Origin of the sequence: Streptococcus sp. HMSC078D09, assembly GCF_001813675.1 — a bacterium.
Classification (GTDB): Bacteria; Bacillota; Bacilli; order Lactobacillales; family Streptococcaceae; genus Streptococcus.
In genome coordinates, this window is record NZ_KV813662.1 from 159,652 (window position 1) to 174,617 (window position 14,966).

12 protein-coding genes are annotated in these 14,966 nt (G+C 41.7%); 11 read left to right on the forward strand and 1 reads right to left on the reverse strand.

What is annotated here, in order from left to right:
- Positions 1–29: 29 nt before the first annotated feature.
- Positions 30–2,369 (reverse strand): cation-translocating P-type ATPase, encoded by a 2,340-nt coding sequence (locus HMPREF2926_RS03655; RefSeq protein ID WP_070586517.1) that lies wholly within the window; start codon positions 2,367–2,369, stop codon positions 30–32.
- A 173-nt stretch (positions 2,370–2,542) separates the two neighbouring features.
- Between HMPREF2926_RS03655 and HMPREF2926_RS03660 the strand changes: the two genes are divergently transcribed.
- The 11 genes from HMPREF2926_RS03660 (at position 2,543) to argF (ending at position 14,945) form a co-directional block, all read left to right on the forward strand.
- Positions 2,543–3,289, forward strand: coding sequence for a lysophospholipid acyltransferase family protein (locus HMPREF2926_RS03660; RefSeq protein ID WP_070586519.1), 747 nt, complete (start codon positions 2,543–2,545; stop codon positions 3,287–3,289).
- Between the two features lie 66 nt (positions 3,290–3,355).
- Positions 3,356–4,024, forward strand: coding sequence for a helix-hairpin-helix domain-containing protein (locus HMPREF2926_RS03665; protein WP_070505808.1), 669 nt, complete (start codon positions 3,356–3,358; stop codon positions 4,022–4,024).
- On the forward strand, positions 4,005–6,251 hold the full coding sequence (locus tag HMPREF2926_RS03670; RefSeq protein WP_070586522.1) for a DNA internalization-related competence protein ComEC/Rec2: 2,247 nt from the start codon (positions 4,005–4,007) through the stop codon (positions 6,249–6,251). The genes HMPREF2926_RS03665 and HMPREF2926_RS03670 overlap by 20 nt, the downstream gene beginning before the upstream one ends.
- Positions 6,252–6,326: 75 nt before the next feature.
- Positions 6,327–6,929 (forward strand): DUF805 domain-containing protein, encoded by a 603-nt coding sequence (locus tag HMPREF2926_RS03675; protein ID WP_049474294.1) that lies wholly within the window; start codon positions 6,327–6,329, stop codon positions 6,927–6,929.
- A 23-nt stretch (positions 6,930–6,952) separates the two neighbouring features.
- Positions 6,953–7,987, forward strand: coding sequence for a DNA polymerase III subunit delta (holA, locus tag HMPREF2926_RS03680; RefSeq protein WP_070586524.1), 1,035 nt, complete (start codon positions 6,953–6,955; stop codon positions 7,985–7,987).
- A gap of 88 nt (positions 7,988–8,075) precedes the next feature.
- Positions 8,076–8,681: a superoxide dismutase SodA gene (sodA, locus tag HMPREF2926_RS03685; protein ID WP_070586526.1), complete on the forward strand. Its 606-nt coding sequence runs from the start codon at positions 8,076–8,078 to the stop codon at positions 8,679–8,681.
- A 210-nt stretch (positions 8,682–8,891) separates the two neighbouring features.
- The gene (locus tag HMPREF2926_RS03690) at positions 8,892–10,364 is read left to right on the forward strand and encodes a helicase HerA-like domain-containing protein (protein ID WP_070586528.1); all 1,473 of its coding nucleotides are present in this window, start codon (positions 8,892–8,894) and stop codon (positions 10,362–10,364) included.
- A gap of 98 nt (positions 10,365–10,462) precedes the next feature.
- Positions 10,463–11,530, forward strand: coding sequence for a serine hydrolase (locus tag HMPREF2926_RS03695; RefSeq protein ID WP_042760211.1), 1,068 nt, complete (start codon positions 10,463–10,465; stop codon positions 11,528–11,530).
- 159 nt (positions 11,531–11,689) lie between these two features.
- Positions 11,690–12,379 (forward strand): Crp/Fnr family transcriptional regulator, encoded by a 690-nt coding sequence (locus tag HMPREF2926_RS03700; RefSeq protein WP_024056304.1) that lies wholly within the window; start codon positions 11,690–11,692, stop codon positions 12,377–12,379.
- A gap of 235 nt (positions 12,380–12,614) precedes the next feature.
- Positions 12,615–13,844, forward strand: a complete 1,230-nt coding sequence (gene arcA / locus HMPREF2926_RS03705) for an arginine deiminase (protein ID WP_049499258.1) — start codon at positions 12,615–12,617, stop codon at positions 13,842–13,844.
- Positions 13,845–13,928: 84 nt separating this feature from the next.
- Positions 13,929–14,945 (forward strand): ornithine carbamoyltransferase, encoded by a 1,017-nt coding sequence (gene argF, locus HMPREF2926_RS03710; RefSeq protein WP_049486412.1) that lies wholly within the window; start codon positions 13,929–13,931, stop codon positions 14,943–14,945.
- The last annotated feature ends 21 nt before the right edge of the window (positions 14,946–14,966 follow it).

A 14,966-nucleotide genomic window follows, 5' to 3' on the forward strand; every position in this document is an offset into this window, starting at 1 on the left:
ATTACCGATTTCTGTCCCACTCTCTTTTTTTAATCAAATTCATATTTTTGGAGAATCGTAGTGAGGATAAAGACTCCTGTAAAGATAGCCATCAATGCCAGATAAACTGGGAAAGTAGTGGCTGTAAGGAGGGAAATCTCGATCAAGTTTTTCAACACGACCGCAGATGCGTAGAATCCTACTACAGAGAAGAGGATGAGGAGGGCCCTCCAGATATTTAGTGGCAGGCAAGCACGGATAACGGATAGGAAACCGATGGATCCAAGTAAGTAGTAGGATACAGTAGACATATCGGCTGCAGACCAACCATGGCTTGCTCCCCAAAGGCGAATAAACAAGACACTAAAGACGACCATCAAGGCGCTTGGTAAGGCTAACAGAAGGGAACGTCTCAAGAAGTGTTTTTCAACCGGTTTGATATTGCGTTCAAAGGTCAATACAAATGGTGGGAATCCTTCGACGAATTGGTCGATCAGGGTGATTTGAATAGGAATGAAAGGGAAAATCAGCAAATAGTTGACGTTAAAGAAGAGAGCACTGGCAATACAGATGATAGCCAAGAGGAAGGAATAGATCGTTTTGATAAAGAAGATTGGAGCGATTCGTCCAATGTTATTGACCACACGACGGCCTTCAAAAAGAATTTCTGGAACGTCATTAAAGTCAGAGTTCAAAAGAACAATATTGGCAATTTGACGGGTTGCTGGATCTCCCTCGGCCATTACGATGGAGCAGTCTGCTTCGCGAAGAGCAAGGATATCATTGACCCCATCTCCTGTCATAGCAGTTGTCCGACCAGCTGCTTTCAAGGTTTGGATGAGCAGTTTTTTCTGGTGAGGAGACACGCGCCCAAAGATAGCTGTTTCTTCTGCTTGATCCACTAATTGGTCATCAGAAATTTTTGAACAATCGATGTAGTTCTCATAATTTTTGAAGCCAGCTTGTTGAGCGATATAAGAGACTGTCACAGGGTTATCACCGGAGATGATTTTGAGATCCACTCCTTGAGAGCGCAAATACTCAAGAGTATCTGAAGCCCCTTCACGAATGGGGTCTGTAATCTCAATAACCGCAATTCCTTCAAGATTTTCAGGAAGTTTCAATTCCTGCATGCTGATCAGTTCTGAACTGTGAGCTAAGACGAGCACGCGCGATCCACGAGCTTGTGCTTCGACGACAGCAGCTGGATTTTTTTTAAGGAGCATTTCAGGAGCACCGAGAAAGACGGTTCCAAGGTTGGATAGGTACATGGCTCCCCATTTCCGATCACTTGAGAAAGGAATAATGTTTTCCGCAGTATAAGCATGCTCCAACTCCCCATAAGCCTTGCGAATAGCTTGAGCAGTAGGATTGGTGTCCTCGCTATATTGCATGTAAGCAGAGAGAATGACCTGGATCGTCTGTTCCGAAAAATGATCCGATAAGCTATGGAGAGATTCGACTGTCATCTTCCCTTGAGTGATGGTACCGGTCTTATCTAGACACAAGGTATCCACACGCGCCAGGGTTTCTACTGAGTACATTTCTTGGACAAGAACCTTGCGCATACCGAGCTTAATAACCGCTGTCAAAAGAGACGTAACCGTCAGTAGGGCAATTCCTTTTGGCAACATTCCCAAGAGAGCTGTGGAAGAATTCACGACAGAATCTTTGATTGGCAGCATCTTGATCAACAGTGCTTCAAAGAAGAGGGCAAGGCCAAATGGGATGATAATTTTACCAGTGAAGCTTGAAATTTTCGCTAAGTTATAAAGAATACGCGAATTGATAGGCTTCAAGGTTTTAGCTTCCATCATCAGTTTGTTGGCATAATTGTTTGCTCCAACTCGCTTGACACGGGCATAGACTTGACCACTGGCAATATAACTACCAGAAAGCAGTTCATCGCCAACTTCTTTTAAGACCAGGTCACTCTCACCAGTTAGCATAGCTTCATTGGCTTCAGCGATACCAGACATGACTTCGGCATCACTAGGGATCTGCTCACCCGAAGATAAGAGCATTAAATCACCTAGAACAAGCTTTTCTGGTGGAATCGCATCTTTTTCCCCGTCACGAATGACAGTCACTAGCTCACGACTCATGAGGTTGAGTTTATCAATCATCCGCTTGGCGCGCATCTCGGTCATGATCCCTGTGATGGCATTGAAGCAAATGACTGCGAAAAAGATCATATTGCTCCAGGCCTGTACAGCAGCCAAGGCCACGGCAATCACAAAGTTTAAGGTATTAAACAAGGTGAAGACGTTGCGCTTAATGATTTGCCAGGTACTGGTACTTGTATTCGTTGTAAAATCATTGGTTTGTCCGCGATCCATTTTCTTACGGACTTCACTGAGGGACAAGCCCTTTAAATCATTCGTTTCCATAGACAATATGATATCATTTTTTTGAGAAAAAGACTATCTAGAATCGGTCCGCTGATACAATTTTTATCTAAAAAAGGTTTGCGGTCAAAATCAGGATACGGTATAATAAGAAAGAACGTTTTACAGGATGGAATATCTTGTAGAGATTAATGAAATGGATTTGAGGAACAACTATGTTTTATACCTATTTACGTGGCCTTGTTGCCTTTATTCTTTGGGTTTTAAATGGCAATGCCCATTACCATCATAAGGACAATATTCCAGATCGGGAAGAGAACTACATATTGGTATCGCCTCACCGGACCTGGTGGGATCCAGTCTATATGGCCTTTGCGACCAAGCCAAAGCAGTTTATCTTTATGGCGAAAAAAGAACTCTTCGCCAATCGTATTTTTGGATGGTGGATTCGTATGTGTGGAGCTTTTCCGATCGACCGTGAAAATCCGGGAGCAGAAGCCATTAAGTATCCTGTCAATATGCTGAAAAAGAGCAACCGTTCCTTGATTATGTTTCCAAGTGGAAGCCGTCATTCTCAAGACGTCAAAGGCGGTGTTGCCATCATTGCCAAAATGGCTAAGGTCCATATCATGCCAGTGACATATACTGGTCCAAGAGACTTGAAAGGGTTGGCAACGGGTGAACGCATTGATATGAACTTTGGACATCCGATTGATATTTCGGATATTAAAAAGATGAATGACGAAGGAGTGGCAGAAGTTGCCCGTCGTATTCAAGAGGAGTTTGACCGTTTGGATGCGGAAGCGCAAGCGATCAACACCCCAACAAAACCGTTTATCTTGATTCGTTTGTTAAAAATCCTTTTGATTCCTCTTGTCTTAGTCGTGGGCATCTTGACCTTGCTCTTTAGTTACCTGGCAAGCTTTGTATGGGATCCGGACAAACATCGGAAAAACAAGTAAAAAAACTGAGAGTCTTTCTCAGTTTTTTTTATTTTTACGAATAATAAAAGTGAGAGGAGGTTTCTTATGGAGGATATCATCGAAAAAATCAAAGAATATAAGCTCTTTTTGGCTCTTACAGCTATCGGACTCTTACTTGGAGGGTATTTTCTTTTTCATCGACCTCAGTCAAGTGCATCCACCATACCGGATCTTTATCAGGCTTCGAGTTCAACTTCGAGCAAAGAAAAGGTGCAGACCACTAGTTCCAAAGAAGAAAAGACGACGACTTCTGTGTCTGATGCACCCGAGATCATTACGGTCGATGTCAAAGGAGCCGTCAAACAACCAGGTGTCTATGAGTTGCGCTCCAATAGCAGAGTCCACGATGCTATTTATAAGGCAGGCGGGATGACAGCAGATGCCAATAGCCAATCGGTCAACTTGGCGCAAAAACTCACCGATGAAGCAGTGATCTATGTTGCTAAAGAAGGGGAGGATGTTCCAGCACTTGGGAGTTCAGAAAGTCCTGCAACTTCGTCAGCACCAGCAGAAAAAACAGGCAAGGTCCATTTAAATCGAGCGACCGAATCAGAGCTCCAGACAGTATCAGGCATTGGACAGAAACGTGCCCAGGACATTATCGCCTATCGCGAGGCAAATGGTCCTTTTCGATCAGTGGATGATCTGAAGAATGTTTCAGGAATCGGAGAGAAAACACTGGAGAAACTAAGAGATGCTTTCACGGTGGATTAAAGACCTCCCTTTTTCGCTTGTCCATCTCGCCTTTGTGCTCCTATGGCTGTATTTTAGTATCTATCAACCATCTTGGCTTTCGATCAGCGGTCTAGTAGTAGTGGGAGTTTTAGCGGTTCATCACTATAAAGGGGAGCGCTCAAGTTTGCTAGGGCTTGCTTTAGCAACCCTTTGTTTTGCGGCCTTCTTTGTCTTTCAGCGACTACAGGATCATCCAGTACAAGCAGAAAGTCAGCTGCCACCCCACTTACGCCTGATTCCAGATAGCATCAAGATCAATGGGGACGCCCTGTCTTTTCGTGCTAAAAATCAGGGTAGGACCTACCAAGTCTTTTATACTTTAAAATCAGAAAAAGAAAAACAACAGTGGCAAAGTCAAACTCATTTGTTGGAGTTGACGTATAAAGGTGATATAGAAGAGCCAGAAGGGCAGCGAAATTTTAGAGGATTTGACTACCGGTCTTATTTGCAAACACAGGGGATTCACTATCAAATAAAAATTGAGGCGATCCAATCCGCGCTTCCCATCCAAACTTGGAATGTTTTTGACTGGCTATCTCAATGGAGGCGCCAAGCTATTGTTTGGAGCAAGGAGCACTTTCCGCAGCCGATGAACCAGTATATGACCGGCCTTCTTTTTGGCTATTTAGATACGGATTTTGAAGAGATGGACCAGCTTTACACGAGTTTAGGAATCATCCATTTATTCGCCTTATCTGGGATGCAGGTTGGCTTTTTCATCAATGGGATCCGGAAAGCTCTCTTACGTCTAGGAATCTTGCAAGAGACAGTCGATATCTGGATGGTTCCAATTTCTTTGGTCTATGCTGGCTTGACAGGTTTTTCTGTTTCAGTGGTTCGTAGCCTCTTGCAGAAGATCCTCTCTCAAAAGGGGGTCCGAGGGATGGAGAATATGGCGATGACCTTGATGATCTTAATGTTGCTCATGCCCAAGTTTCTCCTGACAGCTGGAGGGGTCTTGAGTTGTGCCTACGCCTTTATTTTGACCTTGGTAGATAGCAGTTCTTATTCCGGACTTAAAAAGCTACTAGTGGAAAGTTTCTGGATTAGCCTGGGGATTTTGCCCCTTTTGACCTATTACTTTAGTGTCTTTCAACCCTGGTCACTCCCTTTAACCTTCCTCTTTTCTTTCTTATTTGACCTTGTCCTTCTTCCAGGTTTAACGGTGTTATTTATCTTATCGATTCTAAAGCCCCTTACAATTTTTAACAGTTTCTTTCTTCTCATAGAGGAGTGTATTCGTTGGATTTCAAAGCTCACGTCGCTACCTTTGGTATTTGGTCAGCCGACGGGACCAGCTCTGATTGCTCTCTTCCTTCTCTTAGGGATCTTGTATGATCTACGAAAGAAAAAGAACTTTCGTTTTCTGTTAATCGGCATGATTCTACTCATCTTTTGTTGGACCAAGCATCCTTTAGAAAATGAGATTACCATGGTGGATATCGGTCAAGGAGACAGTATCTTTTTACGCGATTGGAAAGGAAGAACCATATTGATTGATGTCGGAGGACGCGTCACTTTTAAAAGTGGAGACAAGTGGCAAGAGCGCAGTCAATCTGCCAATGCGGATCAAACCCTGATTCCTTATCTCAAGAGTCGAGGTGTTGGAAAACTCGATGCTTTGGTCTTGACTCATACAGACCAGGACCATATGGGCGATATGGTGGAGGTTGCCAAACAAATCCCAGTTAAAAAAGTGTATGTCAGTCCAGGCAGTCTCACCAATTCTCAATTTCGAGAGAAATTGAAACTGCTTCATAGTCCGATTAAAGTAGTCCAGAGAGGGGATCAACTTCCTATTTTTGATGATCATCTAGAAGTCTTATCCCCTGATGAAGTGGGGGATGGTAAAAATGATGATTCGATTGTCCTCTATGGGCAGTTCTTTCAGAAACGATTTTTGTTCACGGGTGATTTGGAAGAAGCTGGAGAGAAAAAACTATTGAAAAACGATCCACAATTACAAGTAGATGTCTTGAAAGTAGGCCACCACGGTTCTAAAGGTTCCTCTAGTGATATGTTTTTAGATCAGTTACATCCTCAGTTGGCCTTGATCTCTGTTGGAAAGAAAAATCGCTACCAACATCCCCATAAAGAATTGCTCGATCGTCTAGAGGAACGCTCTATTTCTTATCTTCGTACCGATGAAAGGGGAGCAATTCGCTTGATTGGGTGGGACCATTGGAGGGTAGAAACGGTCCGCTAGAGACGAGGAGAGGTTTGCTTTCTATGCTGAAAATTGCTATTATAGAAAGTGAAATCAATGTAAAGGTAGAATCGTATGAACGCATTTAAGCAATTTTGGATACAGTATGCAGATTTTTCAAGTAAGACCAGTCGGGCCCATTTTTGGCTAGCTTTTTTCTGGAATTCCCTGATTTCTTTGCCTCTTTGGGTTTTTTACATCGTGACCTCTTTATCCCATCAAAATGCTCAAGAAACGCTCAATTTTTCAACTGTTCATTCTAAGACAGGTTTATGGGCGCTCGCTTTCTTAGCATTCTTTTACTTCCTCATTTTGGTACCCAGTCAAGCCATTTGTGTACGTCGCTTGCGGGATGCGGGAATCCATTGGTCTTGGATCTTTTTGAACCTTGGTCCGGTTCTGCTCTATTTGTTGACGGGGCTAGATATTTTCCTATTTCTTTGGGGGATTACAGTTATTTCTCTCTTGATTCTCATGATGCTTCCAGGGAAAAACACCTTCCCACAACCAGTAGAAACTCCTATGGGAGTGGCTTCTGAACCACAGGTCACAGCGACAGGGGGGAGCTTTGGCGGCAACTCGTTTGAGCAAATTCCAAATTTTGTAGCAGCACCTGATTTGTCTGATGAAAAACCACCATTGGAACAAAAAATGGCTGCTGAACACGAAATACACTAGACTGATAGAGATAAGAGAGTTTCATGCAAGCAATTACCGACATTAAACATCTGACGGTTCAAACTCTGCCTCCTATTCTTGTTTTGACAGGGGAGGATATAGGTCAATTTGAATGGTTAAAAAAAGACATTTTAAAAAAAATAGGCTATGATCCCTCAGATTTGAATTATTCTTATTTTGATATGAAGGAAGCCTCCTATGCTGAAGTCGAGCTGGATTTGGTTAGTCTTCCCTTTTTTGCAGATGAAAAAATCGTGATTTTGGATCACTTATTGGATCTAACCACTGCCAAGAAACGCAATTTAACCGATGAAGATCTGAAGCAATTTGAAAACTATCTGGAAAATCCTTCTGAATCGACCCGTTTGGTGATATTTGCAGAAGGAAAATTAGATAGTAAGCGTCGCTTGGTCAAACTCCTAAAACGGGATGCCCAGATCATTGAAGCAACAACACCTAAAGAGCAAGATTTAAAGCGTTATTTTGCAAGTCAGGCCCAAGAATTGGGCTTACAGTTTGTGGGCGATTCTTTGGATCAGCTACTCTTAAAATCTGGCTATGATTTTGGAGAGTTACAGAAGAATCTCGCTCTGTTGCAGGCTTATAAAGAAGATGGTCAGATTACCCTCGAAGATATCAAGGAGGTTGTTCCAAAGTCCTTGCAAGATAATATTTTTGATCTGACACAGATGATTCTCAAACGCCAAATCGACCAAGCCCGGAATTTGGTTAAGGATCTCCGCTTACAAGGAGAAGATGAAATAAAATTGATCGCTATTTTGTTGGGACAATTCCGAATGTTTTCTCAAGTTAAAATTTTCTCAGAAGAAGGCCAATCCGAAAGCCAAATTGTAGCGAGTTTGTCGGACTTGTCAGGACGCAAGGTCAATCCTTATCAGGTGAAGTTTGCCTTACGGGATAGCCGCAGGCTTTCCCTGTCTTTTTTGAAGCAGGCTATGACGACCTTCATCGAGACGGATTATGCGATTAAAAGTGGAACATATGAAAAAGACTACTTATTTGATTTGGCCCTGTTGAAAGTAGCGAATAGCATCTAACGATGAATGAAATCGCAAGCAGATTAGTTGAATAATTTAGCTGTTTGCGTTATCATCAAGTCAGTAATAAAGAAAAGAGGACCATAAAATGGCTATCATTTTACCAGAATTACCATATGCTTATGATGCATTGGAACCTTATATCGATGAAGAAACCATGCATTTGCACCATGATAAACACCATCAAACATATGTAAACAATGTGAATGCAGCTCTTGAAAAACATCCTGAAATTGGAGAAGACCTTAAAAGCTTGTTAGCTGATGTTGAATCCATTCCAGCTGACATTCGCCAAGCTGTGATCAACAATGGTGGTGGTCATTTGAACCACGCTCTTTTCTGGGAATTGATGACTCCAGAACAAACAGCTCCTTCAGCAGAACTTTCTGCAGCGATTGATGCTACATTTGGTTCATTTGAAGACTTCAAAGCAGCCTTCACAGCAGCAGCAACGACACGTTTTGGTTCTGGTTGGGCATGGTTGGTTGTCAACAAAGAAGGCAAACTCGAAGTAACTTCAACAGCAAACCAAGATACACCAATCTCTGAAGGTAAAACACCAATCCTTGGTTTGGATGTTTGGGAACATGCCTACTACGTGAAATACCGTAACGTACGTCCTGACTACATCAAAGCTTTCTTCTCAGTGATCAACTGGAATAAAGTTAATGAATTGTTTGCAGCAGCAAAATAATAAAATGAAGGAATCTATAAGAGCAAGTATCGGCTCTTATAGATTTTTTTATTTGCATCTGGAAAATCGGAGTATAATTTCTTGCGTTTGGTCAGGAAAATGATACACTAGTAGGAGTGTGTCTTACTTGTCTGAAGCCTGATTTGAAGGGCCTAGGCAAGGAAAAGATAAACCTTAAAATGAAAACTGAAACATTCAGGGAGAAATGAAATGACTAGTATTACCATTACTAAAGGAGCCGTTGAGACGCCTATCTATTTGCGGATGTTGAATCGTCATGGTTTGATTGCAGGTGCAACAGGAACAGGAAAAACGGTTACTCTCAAGGTCCTAACAGAAAAATTAAGCAAAGAAGGTATTCCGGTCTTTCTAGCCGATATCAAGGGAGATTTATCTGGCTTAGCCAAAGCCGGGCAATGGACGCCAAAACTGGAAGAACGCTACAAGCTTCTTGGGATCACAGATCCGTTTGAGCCACAAGCTTTCCCTGTTCGATTGTGGGACGTCTTTGGCCAAGCTGGTCATCCTGTTCGGGCGACTGTCGAAGGGATGGGGTCGTTGCTTCTTTCTCGTCTGCTTGATTTGAATGAAACCCAATCAGGAATTCTCGCAATTGTCTTTAAAGTGGCCCAAGAGAAAGATTGGCCCTTGATTGATTTGAAGGACCTACAAAGCCTTTTAAAGGAAGTCTATGAGCACAGTTCAGACTATTCAGCCCAATATGGCAATATCACCAAACAATCTGTCGGAGCCATCCAAAGAAGTCTCTTGGTTCTTGAAGAAGAAGGAGCAGATCAGTTTTTCGGAGAGCCAGCACTTGATTTAAATGATTTCATGCAACTCGATGCATCTGGTCGTGGGTATATCAATATTCTTTCGGCTACAAAGCTCTTTCATTCACCAAAATTGTACTCAACCTTTTTGATTTGGATGCTGTCTCGTCTTTTTGAAACACTTCCAGAGGTTGGGGATCCTGAAAAGCCAAAACTGGTCTTCTTCTTTGATGAAGCGCATCTCCTCTTTAAGGATGCAAGCAAGCTCTTTCTTGAGAAGGTCGAGCAAGTGGTACGCCTGATTCGTTCGAAGGGTGTAGGGATTTACTTTATTACCCAGAATCCTCAAGATCTTCCAGAATCTGTTTTGGCACAGCTTGGAAATCGTGTTCAGCATGCGCTTCGAGCTTATACACCCAAAGAAATGAAGGCGATTAAGGTGGCTGCCCAAAGTTTTCGTCCGAATCCAGATTTTGATACAGAAACAGTGATCACAGAGTTAGGGACAGGGGAAGCCTTGGTTTCTTTCCTCAATGAAAAGGGACAGCCTAGTGTGGTTGAGCGTGCTTATATTCTCTCTCCTCAATCGAGTTTTGACCTCTTAAATGAAAGTGAACAATTGGCCTTGATCACGACATCGCCTTTCCATCAAAAGTATGCGACGACGATTGATCGAGAATCTGCCTATGAAAAATTAGCAGCTAAAGCAAGCAAGGAAGCAAAAGAAAAAGAGCAAAAAGAAGCAGAAAAGGAAGAGGCTGCAGCAGATAAGGCGGCTCAAAAACGTAGTTCGGGTCGTCCAAGAAAATCCAGTCTTGAAAAGGCGAAAAATTCCTTCTTAAGTTCCTTATTCCGGACGATTGCGCGTGAGATCGCTAAGCTAATTATGGGCTCCTTTAAACGGAAATAAGCCTTTTATGAAAAGAAAAAAACTTTTTAAAAAGAAACCGTTTTCTCTTTCTGATAATTCTTGTTATTTTCAGTAGAATCTTTTATAATTAATCTCGTATGAAAAAATATTTTAATCTACGCTCGATCATGATTGCGGTCAGTATTTTATTGTGCTTAGTGGGAACAAGCGCACTGGGCTACTTGCATGTTACGCAACCAACAGCATCAGCAATTGAAAAAAAAGCAAAGAAAACAAAAGAAGCAAAAGAACAAGATATCGAAAAGTCTACCCCTGAGACGAAAAAACCGCGTGTCAAATCTCCTGAAGCTAAGCAAGCAGTAGTAGATGCAGACATGGAAACGATGAGTGCTTATGGCCTTGTCTATGATTATGCTAATAAAGGTTTAGTAGAGGTTGTCCAGGATTTCCTAGCAGAAAGTGGAATTGATCCGTCACAAGTTGCCTTCACGTATCGCAATGCCATTACAGGAGAGCAATTTGCCATGAATGATCTTCAACCAATGACGGCAGGTAGTACCTATAAGCTACCGTTGAACATGTTGGTGGTGGATGAAGTCGCAAAGGGCAAACTCAATTTAACAGACCGGTTTGACATTACCAATACTTACTATGAATATGTAGGAGAGCATGACAATTACGTTGCTGCCTTTGATGGAGCCATGTCTATTCCTGATATGCAGCGCTATTCATTGGTTTACTCTGAAAATACCCCAGCCTATGCCTTGGCAGATCGTTTAGGGGGGATGGAGCAAGCACGCAAGTTATTCAGTCGCTATGGTCAATCCCGTTCACCAGAAGTCAAAACCTTTAGCGAAGATAATAAAACGACAACGGATTATTACATCCATGTCTTAGAATATCTTTGGAATCATCAAGAAAAATATGCAGATTTACTAGAACTGATCGGGGAGTCTTTCCCAGGTGAGTACTATAAAAAATTCTTGCCAGATTTGGTGATTCAACAAAAACCAGGGTATGTTGCTGAAGCACTTAATGTGGATGCGATTGTCCATGAATCGACTCCTTATTTGGTTGCCATCTACACTGCAGGACTTGGAGGGACGACTCCAGAAAGTTCTGAAATCAGTGGCGTTGGTCTTTATCAATTAGGGCAACTGGCTTATGTTATCAATGAATGGCATCGTGTCAATATGAATGAATAATCGACAAAAGGTCTGAGGGTTGCTCAGGCCTTTTATTCTATCAAAGTAGGATGAAATTCACTTGGTGTTTCGAATTACTTTTCTGTTCTAAAGAGACTTCTTTCCCTTTTCTATAAAAAGTATGTTATACTACTAATAGTAATAAGAGGAAGTATAGACATGATTACAAAGGAAGATTACCAGTTGCTCCGCTCGCATCCAGCCTTTTCTGCGCTACCAGTGGAGCTATTTGATAAATTAGCTGTTGAAATTCATGCCAGGGATATCCCTAAAGGACAAATTTTATTTTATGCAGGAGATAGGCGGGAGCGCATTTTTCTTCTGACAAAAGGCTTTGCTCGCATTGAGCAATTCGATTCGTCTGATCAATTTTCCTATATGGATTATATCAAGAAAGGGGCCCTGTTCCCTTATGGTGGGATGTTCCAGGATGAGCGTTACCACTATACAGCTAGTGCGGTGACGGATTTGCGTTGTTTCGTGATTCCCGTCAACCTCTATGAATTATATGCCCAAGAGAGTAAGGAGCAGTTGCTCTTTATTATGAGAAAGCTCTCCTCCATCCTAGAATTTCAAGAGTTGCGCTTGCGCAATGTCGTGACAGCTAGTGCCAGTGAGCGCGTGATTCAATCCTTAGCCATTCTGTGCAAGGACTATGAAGGTCTAGGAAATCAGCTTCCATTTCCAATTAGTATGAAGGAAATGGCCAAATTAGCAGCCACAACTAGAGAAACCGTCAATCAAGTTTTAAAGAAACTCATCGATTCTCATAAGATCCAGTATGAGAGAAAACAACTAACTTTTCTAGATACAGCCTACTTTTTAAAAAGTTTTGAAGAGATCAACTAATTCGTTGATCTTTTTTTTTTTTTACAAAAAAATATATATTCATAAAAATAATATAAAAGGCAAAATATGCAAAGAAAACGCTTCATATTAACTAAAAAATAGGAAGGATTCAAAAAAACGCCAAATTCTTTGCATTCAAAAAGTAGAATCCTTTGTGAAAGCGGTACCAATAAAGAATATAATAACAATTGTAATAAGCTTGTGAACAAGCTCAAAGAAAAAAGGAGGACTATAGATGTCTACACACCCAATTCATGTTTTCTCAGAAATTGGAAAACTGAAAAAAGTAATGTTGCACCGTCCAGGTAAAGAGTTGGAAAACTTGATGCCTGACTATCTAGAGCGTCTTCTTTTTGATGATATTCCATTCTTGGAAGATGCTCAAAAAGAACACGACAATTTTGCTCAAGCACTTCGTAACGAAGGAATCGAAGTACTTTATCTTGAGCAGTTGGCTGCTGAATCATTGACTTCTCCAGAAATTCGTGATCAGTTCATCGAAGAATACCTTGAAGAAGCGAACATTCGTGGACGCCAAACAAAAATTGCGATCCGTGAATTGCTTCACAGCATTGAAGACAACCAAGAATTGGTTGAAAAAACAATGGAAGGGGTTCAAAAAGCTGAACTTCCAGAAATTCCTGAAGAAGCAAAAGGATTGACAGACCTTGTTGAATCTGACTATCCATTTGCTATCGACCCAATGACAAACTTGTACTTCACACGTGACCCATTTGCAACAATTGGTAATGCAGTATCATTGAACCACATGTACGCAGATACACGTAACCGTGAAACTTTGTATGGTAAATACATCTTCAAATACCACCCAGTTTACGGTGGAAAAGTTGAACTTGTCTACAACCGTGAAGAAGATACTCGTATCGAAGGTGGAGATGAGTTGGTACTTTCTAAAGATGTATTGGCAGTTGGTATCTCACAACGTACTGATGCTGCATCAATCGAAAAATTGTTGGTAAACATCTTCAAGAAGAACGTTGGCTTCAAGAAAGTATTGGCCTTCGAATTTGCTAACAACCGTAAATTCATGCACTTGGATACAGTATTCACAATGGTGGACTACGATAAATTCACCATCCACCCAGAAATCCAAGGTAACCTTCGCGTCTTCTCTGTAACTTATGAAAACGAACAATTGAAGATCGTTGAAGAAAAAGGTGATTTGGCTGAATTGCTTGCTGAAAACCTTGGTGTTGAAAAAGTTACATTGATTCCATGTGGAGGTGGCAACGTCGTTGCTGCTGCACGTGAACAATGGAACGACGGATCAAATACTCTTACAATCGCACCTGGTGTGGTAGTCGTATACGATCGTAACACAGTCACAAACAAGAAATTAGAAGAATACGGACTTCGTTTGATTAAGATCCGCGGAAGTGAATTGGTTCGCGGTCGTGGTGGACCTCGTTGTATGTCAATGCCATTTGAACGTGAAGAAATCTAATAGAGAAGACCGAGAGCTGGTCGTTGAGGATCAGCTCTTTCTTCTTACTGATCAATACTAGAAAGAAAATAGGAGACAATTAGAATGACAAATTCAGTGTTCCAAGGACGTAGCTTCTTGGCAGAAAAAGACTTTACACGTGCAGAGTTAGAATACCTTATCGGACTTTCAGCTCACTTGAAAGACCTTAAAAAACGCAACATTGAACACCACTATCTTGCTGGTAAAAACATCGCGCTTTTGTTTGAAAAAACTTCAACTCGTACTCGTGCTGCCTTCACAACAGCAGCTATTGACCTTGGTGCTCACCCAGAATACCTAGGTGCAAACGACATCCAACTTGGTAAAAAAGAATCTACAGAAGATACTGCTAAAGTTCTTGGACGTATGTTTGATGGTATTGAATTCCGTGGTTTCAGCCAACGTATGGTTGAAGAATTGGCTGAATTCTCAGGTGTTCCAGTATGGAATGGTTTGACTGACGAATGGCATCCAACTCAAATGCTTGCAGACTACTTGACAGTTCAAGAAAACTTTGGACGTTTGGAAGGTTTGACACTTGTATACTGTGGTGATGGACGTAACAACGTTGCGAACAGCCTTCTTGTAACAGGTGCTATCCTTGGTGTGAACGTACACATCTTCTCACCAAAAGAACTCTTCCCAGAAAAAGAAATCGTTGAATTAGCAGAAGGATTTGCAAAAGAAAGTGGCGCTCATATCTTGATCACTGAAGATGCCGACGAAGCAGTGAAAGGTGCAGACGTACTTTACACTGACGTTTGGGTATCAATGGGTGAAGAAGACAAATTTGCAGAACGTGTTGCCCTTTTGAAACCTTACCAAGTAAACATGGATTTGATTAAGAAAGCTGATAACGAAGACTTGATCTTCTTGCACTGCTTGCCAGCCTTCCACGATACAAATACTGTTTACGGTAAAGATGTTGCTGAAAAATTCGGCGTAGAAGAAATGGAAGTTACTGACGAAGTGTTCCGCAGCAAATATGCTCGTCAATTTGACCAAGCTGAAAATCGTATGCACACAATTAAAGCGGTTATGGCAGCTACTCTTGGTAACTTGTACATTCCAAAAGTTTAAGACTTTATAACCGTATACCAA

Excerpts from the sequence above, each read along its gene's own strand:
- HMPREF2926_RS03655 (WP_070586517.1), bottom strand. The coding sequence starts at position 2,369 with ATGGAAACGAATGATTTAAAGGGCTTGTCCCTCAGTGAAGTCCGTAAG.
- HMPREF2926_RS03660 (WP_070586519.1), top strand. The coding sequence starts at position 2,543 with ATGTTTTATACCTATTTACGTGGCCTTGTTGCCTTTATTCTTTGGGTT.
- HMPREF2926_RS03665 (WP_070505808.1), top strand. The coding sequence starts at position 3,356 with ATGGAGGATATCATCGAAAAAATCAAAGAATATAAGCTCTTTTTGGCT.
- HMPREF2926_RS03670 (WP_070586522.1), top strand. The coding sequence starts at position 4,005 with ATGCTTTCACGGTGGATTAAAGACCTCCCTTTTTCGCTTGTCCATCTC.
- HMPREF2926_RS03675 (WP_049474294.1), top strand. The coding sequence starts at position 6,327 with ATGAACGCATTTAAGCAATTTTGGATACAGTATGCAGATTTTTCAAGT.
- holA (WP_070586524.1), top strand. The coding sequence starts at position 6,953 with ATGCAAGCAATTACCGACATTAAACATCTGACGGTTCAAACTCTGCCT.
- sodA (WP_070586526.1), top strand. The coding sequence starts at position 8,076 with ATGGCTATCATTTTACCAGAATTACCATATGCTTATGATGCATTGGAA.
- HMPREF2926_RS03690 (WP_070586528.1), top strand. The coding sequence starts at position 8,892 with ATGACTAGTATTACCATTACTAAAGGAGCCGTTGAGACGCCTATCTAT.
- HMPREF2926_RS03695 (WP_042760211.1), top strand. The coding sequence starts at position 10,463 with ATGAAAAAATATTTTAATCTACGCTCGATCATGATTGCGGTCAGTATT.
- HMPREF2926_RS03700 (WP_024056304.1), top strand. The coding sequence starts at position 11,690 with ATGATTACAAAGGAAGATTACCAGTTGCTCCGCTCGCATCCAGCCTTT.
- arcA (WP_049499258.1), top strand. The coding sequence starts at position 12,615 with ATGTCTACACACCCAATTCATGTTTTCTCAGAAATTGGAAAACTGAAA.
- argF (WP_049486412.1), top strand. The coding sequence starts at position 13,929 with ATGACAAATTCAGTGTTCCAAGGACGTAGCTTCTTGGCAGAAAAAGAC.